Origin of the sequence: Pseudomonas sp. CBZ-4 (assembly GCF_000346755.1) — a bacterium.
Lineage (GTDB): Bacteria > Pseudomonadota > Gammaproteobacteria > Pseudomonadales > Pseudomonadaceae > Aquipseudomonas.
In genome coordinates this window covers 24,446-46,128 of record NZ_ANNV01000166.1, presented here as the reverse complement: position 1 = coordinate 46,128, position 21,683 = coordinate 24,446, and the positions used below count along the sequence as shown (strand labels likewise).

At 62.3% G+C, this 21,683-nt stretch carries 23 protein-coding genes and 1 pseudogene; 17 read left to right on the top strand and 7 right to left on the bottom strand.

Annotation, left to right across the window (positions count from 1 at the left end; genetic code table 11):
- Positions 1-4 precede the first annotated feature (4 nt).
- The 5 genes from B348_RS0125440 (at position 5) to B348_RS0125420 (ending at position 5,776) form a co-directional block, all read left to right on the top strand.
- On the top strand, positions 5-781 hold the full coding sequence (locus tag B348_RS0125440) for a molecular chaperone (protein ID WP_017738848.1): 777 nt from the start codon (positions 5-7) through the stop codon (positions 779-781).
- 8 nt (positions 782-789) lie between these two features.
- Positions 790-1,545 (top strand): molecular chaperone, encoded by a 756-nt coding sequence (locus tag B348_RS0125435; RefSeq protein WP_026137059.1) that lies wholly within the window; start codon positions 790-792, stop codon positions 1,543-1,545.
- A 140-nt stretch (positions 1,546-1,685) separates the two neighbouring features.
- Entirely contained in the window at positions 1,686-4,241 is a 2,556-nt protein-coding gene (locus B348_RS0125430; protein ID WP_017738846.1) for a fimbria/pilus outer membrane usher protein, read from the top strand.
- Positions 4,242-4,292: 51 nt separating this feature from the next.
- Positions 4,293-5,231 (top strand): fimbrial protein, encoded by a 939-nt coding sequence (locus B348_RS0125425; protein ID WP_017738845.1) that lies wholly within the window; start codon positions 4,293-4,295, stop codon positions 5,229-5,231.
- 17 nt (positions 5,232-5,248) lie between these two features.
- Complete coding sequence (locus tag B348_RS0125420; RefSeq protein WP_017738844.1) at positions 5,249-5,776, top strand: fimbrial protein; 528 nt, start codon at positions 5,249-5,251, stop codon at positions 5,774-5,776.
- An 84-nt stretch (positions 5,777-5,860) separates the two neighbouring features.
- On the opposite strand, the gene B348_RS0125415 is transcribed toward B348_RS0125420, so the two are convergent.
- From B348_RS0125415 to B348_RS0125405, 3 genes are all read right to left on the bottom strand, one after another.
- On the bottom strand, positions 5,861-6,811 hold the full coding sequence (locus B348_RS0125415) for a phasin family protein (protein ID WP_017738843.1): 951 nt from the start codon (positions 6,809-6,811) through the stop codon (positions 5,861-5,863).
- Between the two features lie 12 nt (positions 6,812-6,823).
- The gene (locus tag B348_RS0125410; RefSeq protein ID WP_017738842.1) at positions 6,824-7,246 is read right to left on the bottom strand and encodes a phasin family protein; all 423 of its coding nucleotides are present in this window, start codon (positions 7,244-7,246) and stop codon (positions 6,824-6,826) included.
- Positions 7,247-7,350: 104 nt separating this feature from the next.
- The gene (locus B348_RS0125405; RefSeq protein ID WP_017738841.1) at positions 7,351-7,626 is read right to left on the bottom strand and encodes a polyhydroxyalkanoic acid system family protein; all 276 of its coding nucleotides are present in this window, start codon (positions 7,624-7,626) and stop codon (positions 7,351-7,353) included.
- Positions 7,627-7,770: 144 nt separating this feature from the next.
- On the opposite strand from B348_RS0125405, the gene ubiE reads away from it, so the two are divergent.
- The 12 genes and pseudogenes from ubiE to B348_RS0125345 all read left to right on the top strand — a co-directional run bounded on the left by ubiE (position 7,771) and on the right by B348_RS0125345 (position 17,932).
- Positions 7,771-8,541: a bifunctional demethylmenaquinone methyltransferase/2-methoxy-6-polyprenyl-1,4-benzoquinol methylase UbiE gene (gene ubiE, locus B348_RS0125395; RefSeq protein ID WP_017738839.1), complete on the top strand. Its 771-nt coding sequence runs from the start codon at positions 7,771-7,773 to the stop codon at positions 8,539-8,541.
- The gene (locus B348_RS0125390; RefSeq protein ID WP_017738838.1) at positions 8,541-9,164 is read left to right on the top strand and encodes an SCP2 domain-containing protein; all 624 of its coding nucleotides are present in this window, start codon (positions 8,541-8,543) and stop codon (positions 9,162-9,164) included. Before ubiE ends, B348_RS0125390 begins: the two co-directional genes overlap by 1 nt.
- Positions 9,161-10,765, top strand: coding sequence for a ubiquinone biosynthesis regulatory protein kinase UbiB (ubiB, locus tag B348_RS0125385; protein ID WP_017738837.1), 1,605 nt, complete (start codon positions 9,161-9,163; stop codon positions 10,763-10,765). Before B348_RS0125390 ends, ubiB begins: the two co-directional genes overlap by 4 nt.
- Positions 10,766-10,806: 41 nt before the next feature.
- Positions 10,807-11,199 (top strand): phosphoribosyl-AMP cyclohydrolase, encoded by a 393-nt coding sequence (gene hisI / locus B348_RS0125380; RefSeq protein ID WP_017738836.1) that lies wholly within the window; start codon positions 10,807-10,809, stop codon positions 11,197-11,199.
- 2 nt (positions 11,200-11,201) lie between these two features.
- Complete coding sequence (locus tag B348_RS0125375) at positions 11,202-11,534, top strand: phosphoribosyl-ATP diphosphatase (protein ID WP_003209299.1); 333 nt, start codon at positions 11,202-11,204, stop codon at positions 11,532-11,534.
- A gap of 25 nt (positions 11,535-11,559) precedes the next feature.
- Complete coding sequence (locus B348_RS0125370; protein ID WP_017738835.1) at positions 11,560-11,838, top strand: twin-arginine translocase TatA/TatE family subunit; 279 nt, start codon at positions 11,560-11,562, stop codon at positions 11,836-11,838.
- A 10-nt stretch (positions 11,839-11,848) separates the two neighbouring features.
- Positions 11,849-12,250: a Sec-independent protein translocase protein TatB gene (tatB, locus tag B348_RS0125365; protein ID WP_017738834.1), complete on the top strand. Its 402-nt coding sequence runs from the start codon at positions 11,849-11,851 to the stop codon at positions 12,248-12,250.
- Positions 12,247-13,038: a twin-arginine translocase subunit TatC gene (gene tatC / locus B348_RS0125360; RefSeq protein WP_017738833.1), complete on the top strand. Its 792-nt coding sequence runs from the start codon at positions 12,247-12,249 to the stop codon at positions 13,036-13,038. Before tatB ends, tatC begins: the two co-directional genes overlap by 4 nt.
- Positions 13,035-13,742: a 16S rRNA (uracil(1498)-N(3))-methyltransferase gene (locus B348_RS0125355; protein WP_017738832.1), complete on the top strand. Its 708-nt coding sequence runs from the start codon at positions 13,035-13,037 to the stop codon at positions 13,740-13,742. Before tatC ends, B348_RS0125355 begins: the two co-directional genes overlap by 4 nt.
- 263 nt (positions 13,743-14,005) lie before the next feature.
- Positions 14,006-15,064 (top strand): annotated as a pseudogene (locus B348_RS1000000132310) (methyl-accepting chemotaxis protein); the annotation flags it as partial.
- The gene (locus B348_RS1000000132305) at positions 15,050-15,922 is read left to right on the top strand and encodes a methyl-accepting chemotaxis protein (RefSeq protein WP_371105915.1); all 873 of its coding nucleotides are present in this window, start codon (positions 15,050-15,052) and stop codon (positions 15,920-15,922) included. The pseudogene B348_RS1000000132310 and the gene B348_RS1000000132305, both read left to right, overlap by 15 nt.
- Positions 15,923-16,024: 102 nt before the next feature.
- Positions 16,025-17,932 carry a methyl-accepting chemotaxis protein gene (locus B348_RS0125345; protein WP_017738830.1) on the top strand — a complete coding sequence of 636 codons (1,908 nt, stop codon included), beginning with the start codon at positions 16,025-16,027 and terminating at the stop codon, positions 17,930-17,932.
- On the opposite strand, the gene B348_RS0125340 is transcribed toward B348_RS0125345, so the two are convergent.
- The 4 genes from B348_RS0125340 to B348_RS0125325 all read right to left on the bottom strand — a co-directional run bounded on the left by B348_RS0125340 (position 17,927) and on the right by B348_RS0125325 (position 21,562).
- Positions 17,927-18,661: an amino acid ABC transporter ATP-binding protein gene (locus B348_RS0125340; RefSeq protein WP_017738829.1), complete on the bottom strand. Its 735-nt coding sequence runs from the start codon at positions 18,659-18,661 to the stop codon at positions 17,927-17,929. The genes B348_RS0125345 and B348_RS0125340 overlap by 6 nt on opposite strands.
- The gene (locus tag B348_RS0125335) at positions 18,654-19,613 is read right to left on the bottom strand and encodes an amino acid ABC transporter permease (protein WP_017738828.1); all 960 of its coding nucleotides are present in this window, start codon (positions 19,611-19,613) and stop codon (positions 18,654-18,656) included. Before B348_RS0125335 ends, B348_RS0125340 begins: the two co-directional genes overlap by 8 nt.
- 131 nt (positions 19,614-19,744) lie before the next feature.
- On the bottom strand, positions 19,745-20,542 hold the full coding sequence (locus B348_RS0125330) for a transporter substrate-binding domain-containing protein (protein ID WP_026137058.1): 798 nt from the start codon (positions 20,540-20,542) through the stop codon (positions 19,745-19,747).
- Between the two features lie 219 nt (positions 20,543-20,761).
- Positions 20,762-21,562, bottom strand: a complete 801-nt coding sequence (locus B348_RS0125325; RefSeq protein ID WP_026137057.1) for a transporter substrate-binding domain-containing protein — start codon at positions 21,560-21,562, stop codon at positions 20,762-20,764.
- Between the last annotated feature and the right edge of the window lie 121 nt (positions 21,563-21,683).

Sequence of the window (21,683 nt, the reverse complement as noted above, 5' to 3'; positions counted from 1 at the left end):
GCGCATGAAAAAGCTGGCCTGCCTCGCGCTTGCCACCTGTGGCGTCGGATGGTTACTGCTGCACGCATTTCCCGCTCAGGCGGGGGTCATTATCTACGGCACCCGTGTGATCTATCCTGCCGACCAGCAGGAGGTTGTCGTACGGCTGGAGAACAAAGGTCACCGCCCGGCGCTGGTGCAGACCTGGCTGGATACCGGCGACATTCGCTCGACACCGGCAACGGCGCGCACACCGTTCAGCCTGTCGCCACCGATCTTCCGCATTGAGCCCCATCAGCAACAGGCGTTGCGCCTGCGCCATTCGGGGGAAGACACACCCACTGATCGCGAAAGCCTGTACTGGCTCAACGTGTTGGAAGTTCCGCCGCTGACCGCCGGGGCCGAACAGAACAATCAGATCGAACTGGCCTTCCGCACCCGCTTGCGTGTGTTTCTGCGGCCCCAGGCCTTGCCCTACCCGGTGGGCAGCGCGGCGGCAAAACTGCAATGGCAACTGGTTGCCCACGGCCAGGGCTACGCCCTGCAAGCGACCAACCCTACGCCCTACCATATCTCCCTGACCTCGGTTGACCTGCTGAGCGAAGGCAAACGGTTCAGCAAAGCGCCCAACAAAGACGCCAACGACGGCCTGCTGATGCCCGCCGGCGGGGTAAGACTGTATGCCCTGCCGTTGCTGCGCCATCGCCCGGGCGGTACGCCCAAAGTCGAATTCACCAGCGTCAGCGACTTCGGTGCCCGTGTGCGCCACTCGGCAACGCTGACCTCTTCAGTTGCCCGATGACCTCTTGCATGAACGCCACCTTCGTTTCACCGCTTGCCGCCAGGCTCATGGCATTGATCTTCGCACTGCTCGGCGCAGCCGCCGCGCACGCCAGCGTGGTCATCAACAACACCCGGATCATCTACCCGCAAGACGACAAGGAAGTAACAGTCAGGCTGGAGAGCAAGAACCGCGCCCCCGTACTGATCCAAGTCTGGCTGGACAGCGGCGACGAACACGCCACACCGGACCTGGCCAGCGTGCCGTTTATCGCCACGCCACCGATCTTCCGCATGGAGCCGGGCAAGCAACAGGTGGTGCGCCTGGCGTATACGGGCGAGGCCCAGGCGGCGAATCAGGAAAGCCTGTTCTGGTTCAACCTGCTGGAAGTGCCTGCGCATTCCCAGGAGGCCAATCAACTGCAACTGGCCTTCCGTTCCCGGATCAAGCTGTTTTTGCGACCGCCGAACCTGCCGTATGGCGTCGATGCGGCACCGGGGAAACTGCAATGGCGGCGTGAATCAACGGCGCAGGGCCAAGTCCTGGAGGTCTTCAACCCCACGCCTTACTACGTGACGTTCGAACAGATCGAGGTGCTGGAATCGGCACACCGTCACGCGCGCAAGGCCGCTGGATCAGGCGCCGGAAACATGGTGGCCCCGGGGGCGCGCCAGCGCTTTGAACTGCCCACCCTCAAGACGCCACCGGGCGCCGCCACTGTTGAGTTCCAGACACTCGACGACTACGGAGTGCGCAGCGCGCACAGCGCCAAGGTCTCGACATGAACGATGAGGCTTGCGTGGCGCCGTAACGTCCCGCCCGCGCGACTCACTCCACTGCACAGGTTCGTCTTGATGCCCATTTTTCAGGGCAGGGCTCCCCTTGGCCCGGATTCGGACAGTGCCTATTTTTGGAAAGGGTAAACATGAGTTTGAACACCCACGCCAGCGTCAGAAACGTGCCCTTTGTGCGCGCCTGTCTGGCACTGCCGGCGCGTTGCCTGTTACTGCTGAGCGGCGCCTATGCCATGGGCAGCCATGCGGTAGAAAATGTCGGGTTCAACCCCGCCTTCTTTCCGGATGGCGCGGGCGGCCAGCAGGTCGATATCACGAAGTTCAGCCAGGGCAACATCGTGCTGCCCGGCAACTACCGCACCGACGTTTACCTGAACGGCCAGTGGATAGGTCGCGAAACCTTGACCTTCGTCGCAACCGAAGGCCGGGACTCTGCGCAGATGTGCCTGGAGCAGGACGCCCTGCTCAGGTTCGGCATCGACCTGGACGCGCCAAAGGATCAACCCGGCGCGCCACCCCCCGACTATGAACGCTGCGCAGACATTGCCCGCTACCTGCCCGGCAGCACCGGCCAGTTCGATCCGGGCGAAAACCGCCTGACACTCCAGGTTCCGCAGATCTACCTGGCGCGCAAGGTTCGCGGCTTTGTCGACCCGAAGCACTGGGATGGCGGAATCGATGCCGCCTTTGTGCGCTACAACGCCAACACCTTTGCCACCCGCACCCAGGGGCGCTCGCTCGACTCGCACTACCTGGGCCTGAACAGCGGGCTCAACCTGGGCGACTGGCACTGGCGCCACAACGGCAGTTTCAGCCAGACAGACGCGGCCTCGGGCTATCAAAGCAGCAACACCTATGTGCAGCGCGAAGTGGGCCCGCTGCAATCCCAACTGATGGTCGGCGAGATCTATACCCCGGGCGCGCTGTTCGACAGTGTGCGCTTGCACGGCGCCAGCCTGTTCAGCGATGACCGCATGCTGCCCGACTCCCAGCGCGGGTTCGCGCCCATCGTGCGAGGTATCGCCGAGACCAACGCGCGGGTGACCGTGCGCCAGCGTGGCGTGTTGCTGGATGAAGTGTCGGTGGCCCCCGGCCCGTTTGTGCTCAACGACCTGTATCCGACGGGCTATGGCGGCGACTTGAGCGTCACGGTGACTGAAGCCGACGGCCGCCAGCGCGAATTCATCGTGCCGTTCGCCGCCAACGCCAACCTGCTGCGCGCCGGCTCCAGCCGCTATGGGTTGAGTGCTGGCGTGCTGGATGAAATCGGCCTGCGCCATCCACCCAGGCTGATGCAAGCCACCTATCAGCACGGTCTCAGCAACCTGTTGACCGGCTACACCGGTGCGGTGATGGGTGACGACTATCAGGCGCAGTTGGTCGGTTCCGCGTTCAATACGCCGTACGGGGCACTGTCGTTTGACCTGACCCGTTCAAGCGCACATCTGCCCGGCAACGGATCCCGCCAGGGGCAAAGTGTGCAACTGCGCTACAGCAAGAACTTCACCGACACCGGCACGCACTTTGCCCTCGGTGCCTACCGTTACTCCACCGAAGGCTACCTGAGCATCGTCGACGCAGCGCGGGTTCGCGACCTCGCCATTGATGGGCGCAACCTGAACCGCGTATCGCGCCTGCGCGACCGGATGGACATCAGCCTCAACCAAAGCGTGGGCAACGGGACGGTCTACCTGACCGGCTCCTCGCAAAACTACTGGAACCGTACCAGCGGCAACCTGACCTTCACCACAGGTTACAGCGGCAGCTGGAAAGGCCTGCACTACACCCTCAGCGCCCAGCGCACCAAGGATTTGCTCAGTGACCGGGTGGACAAGCAAGTGGAACTGACCCTGAGCCTGCCGTTGGGCAGCGATGCACGCTCGCCGACCTTGACCACCACGGCCTACCGCGGCAACCAAAGCAGCGGCGAGCGGTTGAACCTCGGCGGCACCCTGGGCGAACGCAGCGAATTTACCTACGGGGTAGGCGGCAGCCGCACGCAGGGCAGCAGCCATGCGATAAGCGCCGACGCGAAATATCAGGCGAGCCAGGGCGTGTTGTCCGCTGGCTACGGGCAAAGCGACAGCTACCGCTCGATGTCCCTCGGCATCACCGGAGGCATTGTCGCCCACCGCGACGGCGTGACCTTCGCGCCGGAATTGGGCGACACCATCGGCATCGTCCAGGCTCCGGATGCACAGGGTGCACGGATCAATGGCAACCATGGCGCCCAGGTCGGCAAGCGCGGTTTTGCCGTGGTGCCGCACCTCACGCCCTATCGCCAGAACGTTGTCGAACTGGACCCCAAGGATCTGTCCGTCGACGTGGAGCTCAAGACCGCCGCACAAAACGTCGCGCCTCGTGCCGGCTCGGTGGTGAAGCTGCACTTCGATACGGTCAACGGCCAGGCCATCCTGATCCATGCACAGCGCGAAGACGGCAGCCCGTTGCCGTTCGGCTCGGATGTATTCGATGACGCCGGGGCCAGTGTTGGCGTGGTCGGCCAGGGCGGCAGGGCCTTTGTGCGGGTGTCGCGTGCGGAAGGGCCGTTGACCGTCAAGTGGGGCGCCCATGCCGACGCCGCTTGCGTGCTGCGCTACAGGCTGGGCGCCGAGCCCTCCACGGGCAAAGCCAATCGCTTGCGCCATCTGGACGCCGGCACTTGCCAAACCCATTCAAGCGGTTGATCGCCGCGTTACGCGCGCGCTCATGCCCTGTTTATTGCTGACGGACTGAAGATGAAATACTCGACCCCACTCGCTTGCGCACTACTGGCCTTCGGCCTGCCCCTTGCCGCTGAAGCGGGGTGTGACCGATACCAGAACGATACATTCACCCTGAACCTGCCAGCGACGATCAGCGTACCGGACAGCCTGCCGGTCGGCAGTGTGATCCTTCGCCAGGCGTTCAGCGGTTCGGCGCCCGACTATTTTGCCGACTGCCGCGTTGCTGAGCGCAGTTGGATCATCGGGCGATATCAACAATTGCAGGACCCCAGTACGGGCGCCTACCTCACAGAGGTTCCAGGCATCGGCGTCACGATTTCGATGAAATGGGCCGGCGGCGGGCAAGCCAACTTTGCACTTTATAACCAGGGCCCCGAGTACATCTACGGGAAGGTTCCCAGCTTCACCTACGCCGAGGCCACCTTCTACAAGATCGGCCCCGTCACCAGCTGGACAATCCCCAGCGGGCGCTTCTGGGAAAAGAAATGGATGGATGTCCCAGACCGTTTCCTCCTGCAACTCGGCAACTCGGTCAGCTTCATCAGGGCCCCCGCCACCTGTGACCTGGAGGCAGGCGACGTCAACCGCACGATCCCCCTTCCCGAGGTGCGCGTGCGCGATTTCGACAGCGCAATCAGCGCAGGCGCCCACGATTTCGAATTGACGGCCAATTGCAGCGACGCCAGTGACGTGACGTTCCGCTTTACCGGCACACCTGCGCCAGGCAACCCCTCGCTCTTCGCCAATACCGGCTCGGCCGGCGGTGTGGCGCTCTGGCTGTACTCCCGCCTCGGCGGCACGCCACAGACCCTCAGTGCCAATGACACGCGCACGGTGGTCGTCACCGGCAATCGCGCCGTGTTGCCACTTGGCGCGGCTTATCACAAAAACGGAACAGTCAGCCAAGGCACCCTGGCCACCACTGCCACGGTCACTATCACTTACAACTGAAACGCTGGGAAAACCTGATGAACATGCGCCACCTTTCTCTGCTGCTGACAATCGCGGCAACCTTCACCCACCCTGCGGCCCAGGCCGCTACGAGCGGTACTTTGACCTTTGTCGGGCAAGTCAACGCGGGCACCTGCAACCTGGCGGCGGGTGACGAGAACCGCACCATTGCCTTGCCGCCTATCAAGATTTCCGACTTGGATTCAACACCCTACGCGGGGCAGTTGGATTTCGAGGTGTCTGCCGACTGCGAATCGGACATTCGCAACGTGATCTTCCTATTCACCGGGACCCCTTCGGCAGACAACGGGATGCTGTTCGCCAACACCGGCACTTCCGGGGGTACAGCCCTTTGGCTGACACACCGCGCCCCCGGCCTTTCGACCATCCCGGCCAATGGCACGCCCGCCGAGCGCAGCCGAACGGTGGTCACCAGCGGCAACAAGGCCGTGCTGCCACTGGCAGGGGCCTACCATAAAACCGGCGCAGCCATCACCCAAGGCAGCCTGGCCAGCGCCGTGACCGTGTCGATCACCTACAACTAGCGGTGCCTTCAGGCGCCACGTTGTGCGCCCGAAAAAAAATGCCCGACCTTCGCAGGCCGGGCATTTTCAGATGTCCCGCAAAAATCAGGACTGACTGGATGGCGTCGGGGTTGCCGGCGTTACAGTCGGGGTAGCAGCGGGCGTTGGCGCAGACACCGAGTTGGCTGTCGACGCGGTAGGCGCAGCTGCAGGCTTGGCGACCACTGCCGGCTTGGGCGCTGCGGGCTTTTTGGCGACCGCTGGTTTCTTCGCCGCAGGTTTGGCTGCTGGCTTGGCCACTGCGGGTTTGGCCGCGGGTTTGGCTGCTGCCGGCTTGGCAGCCGGTTTGGCGGCAGCCGTTTTAGCCGCAGGTTTGGCCGCCGCTTTCACGGCAGGTTTCGCCGCGGGCTTCGCAGCCGCCTTGGCGGCTACCGGTTTAGCGGCAGGCTTGGCGGCTGGTTTGGCCGCTGCGGTTTTTGCCGCGGGCTTGGCGGCCGGTTTGGCAGCGGCTTTTGCGGGGGCCTTGGCCGCAGGTTTTGCAGCGGGCTTGGCCGCGGCTTTCACCAGTGGTTTGGCGACGGTTTTAGCGGCCGGTTTGGCTGCCGCCGTTTTCGCGGCAGGCTTGGCGGCGGCGGTTTTCACTGGAGCCACTTTGGCGCCGGTGAGTTTTTCGATTTGCTTGGTCAGGGTATCGACCTTGCTGTGCAGCGCTTTCACTTCAGCTTTGCTCGGCACGCCCAGGCGCGAAATGGCGCTGTTAAGGCGCTTGTCCAAAGCCCCCTCCAGCTCCCCCCAAGTCCCCAGCACTTGTTTCTTCGCATCGCTGATGCGCGAACCGGCAGTGGCTTTGGCCGCAGTGACTTTTTTACCGACTGCGTTGTTGGCTACTTTCTCGGCCTTCTCGCCGTCTTTAACCAGCGTCTCGAAGAGTTTGCTGCCGTCACTGTCGATCTTCGAGTAAACGCCTAAACCAGCCAGCCAGATCTTGCGGGAATATTCTTCAACTTTCCCGACCCACGAGCTGCCTTCTTTCTGAGGTTTCTTTTGAACAGCCATCCCGATGTCTCCTTAGTGTTTACGCGCGACACGTTCGAGCAATGCCGTTAGCTCTTCGAGCTTAGCAGAGAGTGTCTCCACGTCATGTTTAGACGCAATGCCGATTCGATTCAAGGCACTGGCAACACGAGTATCAAAAGCTTTTTCAACTTTATCCAGCTGAACTTCTACCCGACCTTTGACAGAGGAGACATTGCTCTTTACTTGATCAATCTGACTGTTGGCCGCATCAATTTGTTCAACTGCAACTTTTTTGCCTTTACTTTCAACATGTTGACCGGCTTTAACGAGTTCCTTGAAGTACTCGCTGCCTTCGCTGCCAACCTTGGCGTAAGCCCCCAGACCCGCCAGCCAGATCTTGCGGGCGTAGGTTTTAACGTCGCTCAGGGCAGTAGTCTGGGCGTCGATTTTTTTCTTCAAGATAACTTTGGCCATGGTGCACCTCACGCAGAATAGGGTGGAGGAACGGCCCACAGGAGTTGAGGGCTTGGCCACAAAGTAGGAGGAAAAATTAGAATCGGCACCCTAGAACACTCGGATCAAGCCAGTGCTTTATCCAAGGCCTTCTCGATTTCGGACTTGATGGTGCCACTCATGGCCGACATCAACAGCCCCAGTTCCACATCAATACGCAGCGAATCATCCGCCACTACTACCGTGCCTTTAACCCCTGAACGCTTGAGGTTCAAGGTATCGCCAAACCACGACGGCTCCAGGCCATATTGCTCCTTGAGTTTATGCGCCAACTTCTCGGCCTTTGCCCGCGCGCCTTCTTTACCCAGGGAATGTGCACGCTCAACAGTAATACGGGCCATTGCAATGACTCCTCTTTATAGCGGTTTGGATACCTTCGATGCGGCAAAAGGTCTCGGTGACCACCCATCTTACCTTCAGCCTTGCCAAGACAAAGCAGGCCTTGGGGATTATCATGTGCCGCATTCTCTTTTGGTGACAGCGATATGACTGATCAGCGCAAAGGCAGCGATGCCGAACCCACCACTCACTTCGGCTTCAAGAACGTCCCGGAAAGCCAAAAGGCGGAAAAAGTCGCTGAGGTGTTCCACTCGGTTGCGGCCAAGTACGACCTGATGAACGACGTGCTCTCCGGCGGCATGCACCGCCTGTGGAAGCGCTTCACCATCGAACTGTCGGGCGTCCGCACCGGCAACCGCGTGCTGGACATCGCCGGCGGCACGGGCGACCTGGCAGCCAAGTTCTCCAAGCTTGTCGGCCCCACCGGCCAGGTGGTGCTGGCGGACATCAACGGTTCCATGCTCAAGGTCGGGCGCGACCGCCTGCTGGATAAAGGCGTGGCCGGCAATATCGAATTCGTCCAGGCCGACGCTGAAAAGCTGCCGTTCCCCGACAACCATTTCGACTGCGTGACCATCGCCTTCGGCCTGCGCAACGTCACCCATAAAGAAGACGCGATCCGCTCGATGCTGCGCGTGCTCAAGCCGGGCGGGCGCCTGTTGGTGCTGGAGTTCTCCAAGCCGACGAACGCGATCATGTCCAAGGTCTACGACACCTACTCGTTCGCCTTCATGCCGCTGATGGGCAAGCTGATCACCAATGACGCCGAGAGCTATCGCTACCTGGCCGAATCGATCCGCATGCACCCCGACCAGGAAACCCTGAAGTCGATGATGGTAGAGGCCGGTTTCGACCGCGTGACCTACCACAACATGACCTCGGGCATCGTCGCCCTGCACCGCGGCATCAAGCCCTGATGCTGTTCCAGGGCCTTCTCGCCAGCGTCGAACACGGCCTCAACCGTGTCCTGCGCCTGGACAGCACCGCCCTGGCGCGGCTCGCGCACTTGACCGGCAAGGTGATTGCCGTCGATTGCCGCAGCCCCGCCTTGCAGCTGTTTATCCTGCCCAGCGATGAAGGCCTGCTGCTCGCCAGCACCTGGGCCGCCGAGGCCGATTGCACCCTGCGTGCGCCGGCCTCGAGCCTGTTGCACCTGGCCCTGAGCCGCAACAAGACGGCGATCCTGCACAGCGCCGAAGTCGAGCTGGAAGGCGACAGTTCGGTGCTGATGGACCTGGCCGCCGTGCTGCAAGACCTGGAACTGGACTGGGAATACGAGCTGTCACGCTGGATCGGCCCGGTGGCCACCCAGCTGATCAGCGGGCACCTGCGCAGCCGTTCGCGGTGGTATCAGCAAGGGTTCGCCAGCCTTAACCAGAACCTTGCCGAATACCTGAGCGAAGAATCGCGCACCCTGGTCGGAGAACGGGAAGCGCAAGCGCGCTTTCGTGAACTCGACAAGGCCAAAATCGACCTGGAACGCCTTGAGGCCCGCTTCGAGCGCCTGAGCCGTTCCCTTGATCCAAGCGATAACGCATGAAGCTGCTCGCCGTCCGCCGTTTGTTTCGTATCCAGCGCGTCGTAATCCGCTACCAACTCGATGACCTGCTGTTCGCCCTGCCCCTGCCGTGGTTCCTGCTGGCGGTGCGCTATGTGCTGCCGTGGCGCTGGTTCCCGCGCAAGAAGCTGGAGCTGAGCCGTGGCGCGCGCCTGCGCCTGGCGTTGCAGGACCTGGGGCCGATCTTTATCAAGTTCGGGCAGATCCTCTCGACCCGCCGCGACCTGCTGCCCGAAGACATCGCCGACGAGCTGATGCTGCTGCAAGACCGCGTGCCGCCGTTCGACTCCCAGCAGTCGATGAAGCTGATCGAAGAACAGCTGGGCCAGAAGATCAGCGACGTGTTCAGCCGCTTCGACGTCGAGCCGCTGGCCTCGGCCTCGGTCGCGCAAGTGCACGCCGCACAGCTCAAGAGCGGCGAAGAAGTGGTGGTGAAAGTGATCCGCCCGGGCCTCAAGCCGATCATCGGCCAGGACCTGGCGTGGCTGTTCATCCTCGCCCGCGCCGCCGAGCGCTTCAGCGCCGACGCACGCTTGCTGCACCCGGTGGACGTGGTCGCCGACTACGAAAAAACCATCTACGACGAACTCGACCTGCTGCGCGAAGCGGCCAACGCCAGCCAGCTCAAGCGCAACTTCGAAGGCTCGGAGCTGCTGTACGTGCCGCAAGTGTACTGGGACTGGTGCCGCCCGAAAGTGCTGGTGATGGAGCGCATCTACGGCGTGCAAGTGACGGATCTTGCGACGCTGGCCGACCAACGCACCGACATGAAGATGCTCGCCGAACGCGGCGTGGAGATCTTCTTCACCCAGGTGTTCCGCGACAGCTTCTTCCATGCCGACATGCACCCCGGCAACATCTTCGTCAGCACCGTCAACCCGTGGAGCCCGCAGTACATCGCGATCGACTGCGGCATCGTCGGCAGCCTCACCCCGCAGGACCAGGACTACCTGGCACGCAACCTGTTCGCCTTCTTCAAGCGTGACTACCGCCGCGTGGCGCAGTTGCACATCGATTCGGGCTGGGTGCCGGCCGAGACCAAGCTCAACGAATTCGAAGCAGCGATCCGTACGGTGTGCGAGCCGATCTTCGAAAAACCGTTAAAGGATATTTCCTTCGGCCAGGTGCTGATGCGCCTGTTCCAGACCGCGCGGCGCTTCAATATGGAAGTGCAGCCGCAGCTGGTGCTGCTGCAAAAGACCCTGCTGAACATCGAAGGCCTGGGCCGCCAGCTGTACCCGGACCTCGACCTGTGGAACACCGCCCAACCGTTCCTCGAACGCTGGATGCGCGAGCGGGTCAGCCCGAAAACCCTGCTGGGCAACCTGCACAGCCAGGTCGAGCAACTGCCGCACCTGGCCAACATGACCCGCGACCTGCTGGAGCGCATGTCCCAGCCCCACGCCAAAGACCCCGCACCACCGTGGCACACGCGCAAGGACGACTGGTTCCTGCGCCTGCTCGGCGCCGCGCACCTGACCGGCGGCATCGTGCTCGCCCTCGGCGGGCCGTTGAATGCGCTGGGCTACTGGCCGGCGGGCATCATGGTCGCCGTCGGTGTTTATCTGATCGTGCGTCGATAGCCAATCCGGTTATACACTGTCGCAAATTGCCGGAGCCGAACATGAAAGACTGGCTGGACGAGATCAAATGGGACAGTGACGGCCTGGTGCCGGCCATTGCCCAGGACTACAAGACCGGGCGCGTGCTGATGATGGCCTGGATGAACCGCGAGGCCCTGAGCCTCACCGCCACTGAGCAGCGCGCCATTTACTGGTCACGTTCGCGTGGCAAACTGTGGCGCAAGGGCGAAGAGTCCGGGCACGTGCAGACCCTGCACGAGATGCGCATCGACTGCGACGCCGACGTGGTGATCCTCAAGGTCGAGCAGATCGGCGACATCGCCTGCCACACCGGCCGTCACAGCTGCTTCTACCGCGTGTTCGAGAACGGCGCGTGGAAGGTTGTCGAACCGGTGCTCAAAGACCCGCACGCCATCTATTCCGCAGGACACTAGACATGAGCGATACCCTGAACCGCGTGGCCCAGGTGCTGGAAGACCGCAAAGGCGCGGACGCCGACAGCTCCTACGTCGCCAGCCTCTACCACAAGGGCCTGAACAAGATTCTGGAAAAACTCGGCGAAGAATCCGTCGAGACCATCATCGCCGCCAAGGACGCGCAAATCAGCGGCGACTGCAGCGACGTGATCTACGAAACCGCCGACCTCTGGTTCCACAGCCTGGTCATGCTCGCCCAACTGGGGCAGCATCCGCAGGCCGTGCTGGATGAACTGGACCGTCGCTTCGGCTTGTCCGGGCATGCCGAAAAGGCATCGCGCCCCTCCGCCTGAATAACTTTTACTGAGGATTTGCAGCATGGGTATTTTTGACTGGAAACACTGGATCGTCATTCTGGTGGTGGTGGTATTGGTATTCGGCACCAAGAAACTCAAGAACCTCGGCACGGACGTCGGCGAATCGATCAAGGGCTTTCGCAAAGCCATGAACGACGACGAAAAACCGGCCGACCCGGCCGCCAACCCAGTGCCACCGGCGCAGCCTGTGCACCCGCAGGCCGCCCAGCCGATCACCGAGCGTCGTACCTTCGACGTGCAGGCTGAGAAAGTCGAAGAGCCGACCCGCAAAGACTCGTGAGCACTGACTAATGTTTGGTATCAGCTTCTCTGAACTGCTGCTCGTCGGCCTCGTGGCCCTGCTGGTACTGGGGCCGGAACGCCTGCCCGGTGCCGCACGCACGGCCGGCCTGTGGATCGGCCGCCTGAAACGCAGTTTCAATGCGATCAAACAGGAAGTTGAACGGGAAATCGGCGCCGACGAGATCCGCCGGCAGCTGCACAACGAACACATCCTGTCGTTGGAGCAGGAAGCCCGGAAGATTCTGTCGCCGGTGCAAGAACCGGAAAAACCGGTTACCCCCGTGGCCGAACACAGCATTGCCCCTGCGCCTGCTGTTGAAGCCACGCCCGTCGCGCCCACCGAGCCAGCACCGGCGCCCGTCGCGGCGCCTGCTCCCCATGACCCTACATTGCCGCCGCGAGCCCCATGAGCGCTGATAAACCGGAAAACGACCAGCATATGCCGCTGGTCTCGCACCTCACCGAGCTGCGTACCCGCCTGCTGCGTTGCGTAGCGGCGATCTTCATCATCTTTGCCGGGTTGTTCGCCTTTACCCAGCAGATCTACACCTTCGTCTCCACGCCCCTGCGCCAGTACCTGCCGGCCGGCGCGACGATGATCGCCACCGACGTGTCATCGCCGTTCCTCACGCCGCTGAAGCTGACGATGATGGTCTCGCTGTTCCTCGCGATCCCGGTGATCCTGCATCAGATCTGGGGCTTTATCGCGCCGGGCCTGTACAAGCATGAGAAGCGCATCGCCGTGCCGTTGCTGGTGTCGAGCATCTGCCTGTTCTACACCGGCATGGCGTTCGCCTACTTCCTGGTGTTCCCGCTGATCTTCAAGTTCTTCGCCGCTGCCACCCCGGCCGGCGTGGAAATGATGACCGACATCACCAGCTACCTCGACTTCGTGATGACGCTGTTCTTCGCCTTTGGCGTGGCCTTCGAAATCCCCGTGGCCGTGGTGCTGCTGGTGTGGATCGGCGTGGTCAACGTGGCGTACCTGAAGAAGATCCGCCCGTACGTGATCATCGGCTGCTTTGTGGTCGGCATGATCCTCACACCGCCGGACATCTTCTCCCAGACCCTGCTGGCCGTGCCGATGTGGATGCTGTTCGAGATCGGCATCCTGTTCAGCAGCCTGATCACCAAGCGTGGCGACCACCCGGATGATCAGCCCGCCGACGACGACCAGCCGCCAGCGACCCAGCCGTGAACCTGCTGCTGCTTGAGGAGGCCGACTTCATCGCGGCCGACCGCGTGGTGCTGCGTGACCGGCGCCTGGTGCACATGCAGGAAGTCCATCGCGCCGCCGTCGGCGACAGCCTGCGTGTCGGCCGTATCGGCGGGCTGATGGGCAATGCCCAGTTGCTACGCCTGGAAGCCAGTGAGGCGGAGCTGCAAGTCAGCTTCGACCAGCCGCCGCCGGCGAAACTGCCGCTGACCCTGCTGCTGGCCCTGCCCCGCCCGAAAATGCTGCGCCGGGTCCTGCAAACCGTGGCGGCCATGGGCGTGCCCAAGGTCGTGCTGCTCAACAGTTATCGCGTGGAAAAAAGCTTCTGGCAGACACCGTTCCTGGAGCCCGAGGCGATTCGCGAGCAACTGATCCTCGGCCTGGAACAGGCGCGCGACACGGTGCTGCCCGAGATCATCATCGAGAAGCGCTTCAAGCCGTTCGTCGAAGACCGCCTGCCGGCCATGGCCGCAGGGACGCTGGGTTTGATCGGCCATCCCGGCGATTACCCAGCCTGCCCACGCGGGCTGGATGAGCCGGTGACCCTGGCCATCGGCCCGGAAGGTGGCTGGATTCCCTACGAAGTGGACCTGCTGGCCAAGGCCGGCCTGCAACCGGTGCAGCTGGGCGCGCGCATTCTGCGGGTTGAAACCGCCGTGACTGCCCTGCTCGCCCGCCTCTTCTAACCCAACCCCAAACAACACCGCAGTCTCCATGTGGGAACTGGCTTGTGTGGGAGCTGACTTGCCTGCGATAGCGGTGGGTCAGCTTGCACATTGACTGCTGACACACCGCTATCGCAGGCAAGCCAGCTCCCACATTTTGATCTGTGCCAAGTTGGGAAACTGAGTACATCACCCCCCCATTTGACCTGCGTCGCTACAGAATCCCGCGCCAATGCCGATACTCTCTGAATAAGTCCAAGCCTTGTTCCAGGGGAGTTCGCAGCATGTATCGTTGGTTAGCCGAAAAGCTGGGGAATGTCAGCGTCAAATCCAAGCTGGGTGTAGGTTTTGGCCTGGTGTTACTGCTCACGCTCATGATCACCTTCACCGGCTGGAGCGGCCTCAGCGGCGTGATCAGCCGGGGTGACAAGCTGGGCTTTATCTCCAGCGTCAATGAGCTGACCAAAGACCTGCGATTGGCGCGCCTGGACTACGAAATGCGCCGTGGCGAACAAGGCCCGACAACGGTCAACACGCTGCTGGTGCAATTGGAAAGCAGCCTGAAAACCGCCGACACCCTGATCGATCAGCCCGCCGACAACCGCCTGGTGGACGACCAACTGGTCGCCGTCGACCAATACCGCCGCGCCTTCGAGGCCATGGTCCAGGCCGGCGCCAACCGCGAAAACGCGCGCAGCAAGCTGGGCGACACCGCCGACAACGCGGTGGTCAAGGTCGGCGAGATCGAGAAAGCCCTGCTGCAAGGCGACAGCGTCAGCCAGTTCAACAGCGTGGTGGACCTGAGCAAGCTGATCCAACAGGCGCGCTTCCAGGTGCGCGGCTACACCTACAGCGGCAAGGTCGAAGCCGAGCAGCCCGCGCTGGACGCCATCGATAATGCCCTGAAGAAAATCACCGGCCTGAACGGGCAAATCCCTGATCAATATTCGACCAACCTGCAACAGGCCAGCGTTTCGCTGCAAGCCTACCGCGCGGCGGTCAGCCAGTACCGCAACTCCCAGGTCGCCACCGCCGCGGCGATGAAAACCATGGCCGAGCAAGGCGACATCCTGCTCGACCGCAGCAAAAAACTCACCGCGTCGCAGACCGTGGTCCGTGACAACGAGGCCGCACAGGCCAAGCAACTGTTGGCGCTGGCCACCGTGCTCGCGCTGGTCTTCGGCCTGATCGCCGCCTGGGCCATCACCCGCCAGATCATCATCCCGCTGAACCAGACTCTCAAGGTCGCCGAGCGCGTGGCCTCCGGCGACTTGAGCCACAACCTCGACTCCGCGCGCCAGGACGAACTGGGCCAACTGCAACGGGCCATGCAAAGCATGACCGTGGGCCTGCGCGAGTTGATCGGCGGCATCAGCGACGGCGTGACCCAGATCGCCAGCGCCGCCGAGCAACTGTCGGCGGTGACCGAACAGACCAGCGCCGGGGTCAACAGCCAGAAAGTCGAAACCGACCAGGTCGCGACCGCCATGAACGAAATGGCCGCCACCGTGCAGGAAGTGGCACGCAACGCCGAGGAGGCTTCCGAAGCCGCCGTCGCCGCTGACCAGCAAGCCCGCGAAGGTGACAAAGTGGTCGGCGAAGCCATCGCCCAGATCGAACGCCTGGCCACCGAAGTCGGCAACTCCACCCTGGCCATGGGCGATCTGAAACGCGAAAGCGACAAGATCGGCAGCGTGCTCGATGTGATCAAATCCGTGGCCCAGCAAACCAACCTGCTGGCCCTCAACGCCGCAATTGAAGCCGCCCGCGCCGGTGAAGCCGGGCGTGGCTTCGCGGTGGTGGCCGATGAAGTGCGCAGCCTGGCCCAGCGCACGCAGAAGTCCACCGAAGAGATCGAAGAACTGATCGTCGGCCTGCAAAGTGGCACCCAGCAAGTGGCGACCATCATGGACAACAGCCGCGGCCTCACCGACAGCAGTGTCGAACTGACCCGCCGCGCCGGCGCTGCCCTGGGCAACATCACGCGCACGGTCTCGACGATCCAGGCGATGAACTCGCAGATCGCCACCGCCGCCGAGCAACAGAGCGCCGTGGCCGAAGAGATCAACCGCAGCGTGCTGAATGTGCGTGACGTGTCGGAGCAAACCTCTTCGGCCAGTGAGGAAACTGCCGCGTCCAGCGCAGAACTGGCGCGCCTGGGGATTTACCTGCAAACATTGGTAGGACGCTTCCGCATCTAACAGTTTGTGAAATTTCCTACGCCGTTATCAGCCCGGTAGCCGCCCAAATCGATTTAGCGTTTCCGTTACTGCGAAACGCTTTTTCGGATTTGGAGGTGCACCATGTTTCCTCGGCTGACCCGCTTGCTGGTCAACGCCAGCGTCCGCCTCAAGCTTGCCCTGGGTTTTGGGCAGGTCCTGGTGCTCAGCCTGGCCATCGCCGTGACCGGCTGGCAGGCGCTGAATGCTGTGCTTTACCGGTCAGGCAACCTGAGCGCCCTCGGGCAATTGGCCGCTGATGCCCAGGCCATGCGGGCCGACCGCATCGTGTACCGCACCCTCACCGACACGGCCAGCCTGGGCAAGATGGCAACCCACATTGAAAAAATCGAACGGCACCTGGCGTTCTTTGCCGGCCGCATGCGTGATCCTGCCGACCAACAGCGACTCCAGGAGGCCACGCGCCTGGTTGCCGCCTTCAAGGCTGCGCTGGTGGAGCTGCCCCCGCTGATCGAGCAACGCGATAACACCCGCTCGCCCCTCAGCAAAACCGCGTTGCAAGCCAGCGACACCCTTGCTCAAGTGGCCAGCGAACTGCCGGATCAGCAAGACCAGCAAGCGCTCGACAGCATCGAACAGCTGCGCCAGGCCATTGCCCAGGCCGAAGACAACGCCGTACGCCCCGCCTGGGCCGCCGTGTCGCTGCAAGCCTATGCCGAGGCCGTCGGCGCCACCCTGGACGCCCTGGACGTCGCTCAGGCCGCCGTCACTCGCCTGCCCGTTGACGCAACGCTGCTCAAGACCGACCTGGCCGACTATCGCGAGCAACTGCAACGGCTCAAGAATGCGCAGGTCACCACCGAAACCGTGCAGAACCGCTTCGAGCAGCAACTCGACCAGTTGCTGGAGCACAGTCACCAACTGAGCCAGGCCCAGACCGTCAAGCGCGACAAAGAGGCGCGGCACACCCGCACCCTGCTGGTCGCTGTGACCGCCGCGGCCTTGCTGCTCGGCGCCCTCGCCGCCTGGTGGATCGCCCGGCAGATCGTGGTGCCGCTACGCCAGGTGCTGACGGTCGCCAGCCGTATCGCCAAGGGGGACTTGAGCCACGACGTGCCGGTGGAGCGCCGTGATGAACTCGGCCAGTTGCAACGCAGCATGGGGGACATGACGGGCAACCTGCGCACGCTGATCAGTGGCATCGGTGACAGCGCCCAGCAGATTGGCAGCGCGGCCGCGCAGTTGGCGGCCGTCACCCAACAGACCCGCGACGGCATCCATCACCAGAAAGAAGAAACCGACCAGGTGGCAACGGCCATGAATGAAATGCTGGCCACCGCCCAGGAGGTGGCCCGACACGCCGAGCAAGCGTCAGTGGCGGCCCATGAGGCGGATCGACAAACCAGTATCGGTGATCAGGTGGTGACCCAGGCGGTTGAGCACATCGGTCATCTTGCCGATGAAATGTCTCGCGCCAGCCAGGCGATGCTGGCCTTGCAACAGGAAAGCCAGAAGATCGGCAGCGTGCTGGAAGTGATCAAGTCGGTGTCCCAGCAAACCAATTTGCTGGCCCTGAACGCCGCCATCGAAGCCGCACGGGCCGGCAGCGCAGGCGAAGGGTTCGCCGTGGTCGCCGATGAAGTACGCAGCCTGGCCCAACGCACCCAAGCCTCGGCCGAAGAAATCGAAGAGTTGATCCGCAGCCTTCATGCCGGCACCCAGCAAGTGGCCGATATCATGCACAGCAGCCGCACCTTGACCGACAACAGTGTCGGCCTGACCCGCAATGCCGGCGACGCGCTGGCGGCGATTGCCGACACGGTGTCGATCATCCAGGAAATGAACCCGCAGATCGCCGCTGCCGCCGAAGAACAAAGCGCGGTGGCCGAGGAAATCAATCGCAGTGTGTTGAAGGTGCGCGATGCGTCCGAACAAACCGCCGCCGCCAGTGAGGAAACGGCGGCGGCGAGTGCTCAACTGACGCGGTTGAGCCGGGACCTGCGAGCCCTGGTAGGCAGGTTCAGGTTATAGGACCTGACGCAGGAAAGCCTGGGCACGCGGGTCTTTGGGCGCGTCGAAGAACTCGGCCGGGGCCGCGTCTTCCAGCAACTTGCCATGATCAAAGAACAACACCCGATCGGCCACTTCACGGGCAAAGCCCATTTCGTGGGTGACGCAGACCATGGTCATGCCTTCCAGGGCCAGGGTCTTCATCACGTCCAGCACTTCGCCGACCATTTCCGGGTCGAGCGCCGAGGTGGGTTCATCGAACAACATGACCTTGGGCTCCATGGCCAGCGCGCGGGCAATGGCGACCCGTTGCTGCTGACCGCCGGAGAGGCGCGAGGGAAACTCATTGGCCTTCTGCGCAATGCCGACCTTTTCCAGCAACGCCAGGGCCTTGGCCTCACGCTCCTTTTTGCCGCGCTTGCGCACGACCTTTTGCGCCAGGCAGAGATTTTCCAGCACGGTCATGTGGGGGAACAGGTTGAAGTGCTGGAACACCATGCCGACTTCGCGGCGATAGGCGTTCACGTCGGTCTTCGGGTCAGCCAGTTGCAGGCCGTCGATGCTCACCGAGCCCGAGTCGAATTCTTCCAGGCCATTGAGGCAGCGCAGGAAGGTGGACTTGCCGGAACCCGACGGGCCGATCACCACCAGCACTTCACCCTTGGCCACCTGGGTGGTGACGTGGTCCACCGCGCGCACCACATGGCCACGGGTGTCGAAGACTTTTACCAGATCGCGGACTTCAATCACTTTGCGCGAGCCTCCGCTCAAGCCGGCTGGCCATTTTCGACAGCGGCAGGTTGATCAACAGGTACAAGCCTGCGACGCAGAACAGGATTTCAAACGGCGAGAACGAGGTGGTGATCACTTCGCGGCCGCTTTTGAGCAGTTCGGTGATGGCGATCACCGAGACCAGCGAGGTGTCTTTCACCAGGCTGATGAATTGTCCGGCCAGCGGCGGCAGCACGCGCTTGAAGGCCTGCGGCAACACCACGTGGCGCATCGACTGGCTGGCGCTCAGGCCCAGGGAGCGGGCGGCTTCGTTCTGGCCACGGGTGATCGACTGCACGCCCGCGCGCACGATCTCTGCCACGTAGGCACCGGTGAACAGCGACAGCGCGGCGATCCCGGCAAATTCCCGGGACAGGTTGAGCACCGTGCCGATAAAGAAATAGAAGATGAAGATCTGCACCAACAGCGGCGTTCCGCGTACCAGTTCGACGTAGATCGTCGACAGATCGCGTAAGGTCGGGTTATTCGACAGCCGGCACAGGCCGGTCGCCAAGCCGATCGCCAGCCCGAGGATGCCGGACACCACCGACAGCCACAGCGTGGTCCACAAGCCCCACATCAACGGGCCCAGCGCCCAATGCCGGGTCACGCCGATCACGTCGCCTTCGGCCACGTCATCGCCACGCGCCACTTGCAGGCTGTTGTCGGCCACGGTCAGCTTTTGCTCGGCGCCCGCGTCGTTGCGCAGGGTCACTTCGGCGACGTCGCCTTTGCGCACCAGCTCGACCACGGTGGAAATATCCGCCGCGCGCTGGGACGTTTCAGCCTGGTAGGCGAAGTACTGCGGTACGCGATTCCAGCGCCACTCGTAGGACATCAGCGAGGTGGCGTAGTACAAGGCGCCGGCCAGGCCAACCAGCACGACCACGGTCAGCAGGTGCCAGGGCCATTGGGCTTTTTTCTGTTTCATTTAACTTTCCGCGATGTGTGTTGCCTGTGAGGCCGCCATCGCGGGCAAGCCCGCTCCCACCTTTGGATGTGTGAACACGGTCAAATGTGGGAGCTGGCTTGCCTGCGATACAGGCAACTCGGTCTAGAGCCTTATTCCATGTCCTTGAGCCACTCGGAGCTCTTGAACCACTTGTCATGGATGCGATCGTAGGTGCCGTCGTTACGGATCTGGTGCAGGAAGTTGTTGATGAAGTTGATGCTGTCGTAATCGCCTTTTTTCAGGCCAAACGCCAGGGGTTCGAAGGTGAACGGTTCTTCGAGGAACACCAGCTTGCCGTTACCGACTTTCTTCTCGGCAACCACGTTGTACGGCGCGTCATACACAAAGGCATCGGCCTTGCCGTTGACCACGTCCAGCACACCTTCTTGCTCATTGTCATAGCCGTGGTACTTGGCTTTGGAGATCAGCTTCTTGGCGACCATCTCACCGGTGGTGCCCAGCTTGGAGGTCAGACGGTATTTCTCGTCGTTCAGGTCTTTGTAGGACTTGATAGTGCCTTCCAGGTCCTTGCGGATCAGCAGGGTTTGGCCGACGACGATGAAGGGTTCGCTGAAGTTCAGGCGCAGGTTGCGCTCCTGGGTCAGGGTCATGCCGCTGCCGATCATGTCGAACTTGCCGGTCAGGAAAGCCGGGATGATGCCGTCGTAACCGGTGGACACCAGCTCCAGCTTGACGCCCATGGACTTGGCCATCGCCTTGAGGATGTCCACTTCGAAGCCGATGATTTCACCGCGCTTGTCGGTCATTTCGAACGGCATGTAGGTCGGGTCCATGCCGACTTTCAGCGTGCCGCGCTTGACCGCATCGTCGATCGCACCGGCCTGGGCCGCATTGGCCGCGACCAGCGCGGTGACGCCGAGCAGCAGCATCGAAAGATACTTTTTCATCATCAAGTCCCCTGAACGATTCTTATAAGGTCGGCGCGCAAAAGGGCTGCACCATAACGGGATGCGATCCTAACCCACTCGCTGCCCGTCACAAAGGTTTCACGGGTATTTGTTGTCGACGTATGTCAGAAAAACCCCACAAAAGCCGGGGGAACCACAGGTGTAGACGCGTCAGCGCCCGTGCGTGGCAATCGACTGATATGTAAGCAGTTATGACTTTCACTCAATATCCGCCATCCAGGCCGTGTCCTTGAACCACTTGTCGTGCAGCCGATCATAGGTGCCGTCCTGGGCCACCTGGTTGAGGAAGTGATTGATCCAGTTGAGGCTGTCGTAATCGCCCTTTTTCAGGCCGAACGCCAGGGGCTCGTAGGTAAAGGGTTGTTCGAGGGCAAACAGGCTGGCGTTTTCCGCTCGGCTGATAGCGATCAGGTTGTACGGTGCGTCGTGGACGAACGCATCGGCCTTGCCTTCCACCACGTGCCGCACGCCTTCTTCCGGCGTGGTGAAACTGCTGAGCCGGGCCGCCCCCAGGAACCGTTGCGCCGCCATTTCCCCCGTGGTGCCGGCAGTGGCCGCGATCCGGTAGCCCGCTTCATCCAGGTCTTCGATGCTGGTGACCTTGCCCGCCAGGCTGGGGTGCAGCAGCACGGTCTGGCCCACCACCATGAAGGCATCACTGAAATTCAACCTGAGATTGCGTTGCTGGGTGACGGTCATGCCGCTGCCGATCAGATCGAAGCGCTTCGCCATGAGCCCCGGCAGCAGCTCGGTATAGGGCACCGCAACCAACTCCAACTCGACGTCGAGGGCACGGCTCATGGCCTGGAGCAAGTCGATTTCAAAGCCGACAATGCGCCCCTGCCGGTCGGTCATTTCAAAGGGCACATAGGTGGGCGTGGTGCCCACCTTGAGCACGCCGCGCCGCACGGCGTCATCCAGGGCGCCAGCCTGCAGCGGGCCACCGAACATCAATGCGACAGCGCCTATCAGCAATGCCGAACCATACCTTTTGAACATGAATATCCCCGTGTCGAGTCAAATTTGCGGGGCGATGCTACCCCAGCCGCAGGCACGGCAATACGCCTCGGCGAAGGGTCTTTTGTTTCGAAATAACAAGGAGTTAGCGCTAACAGGAAGA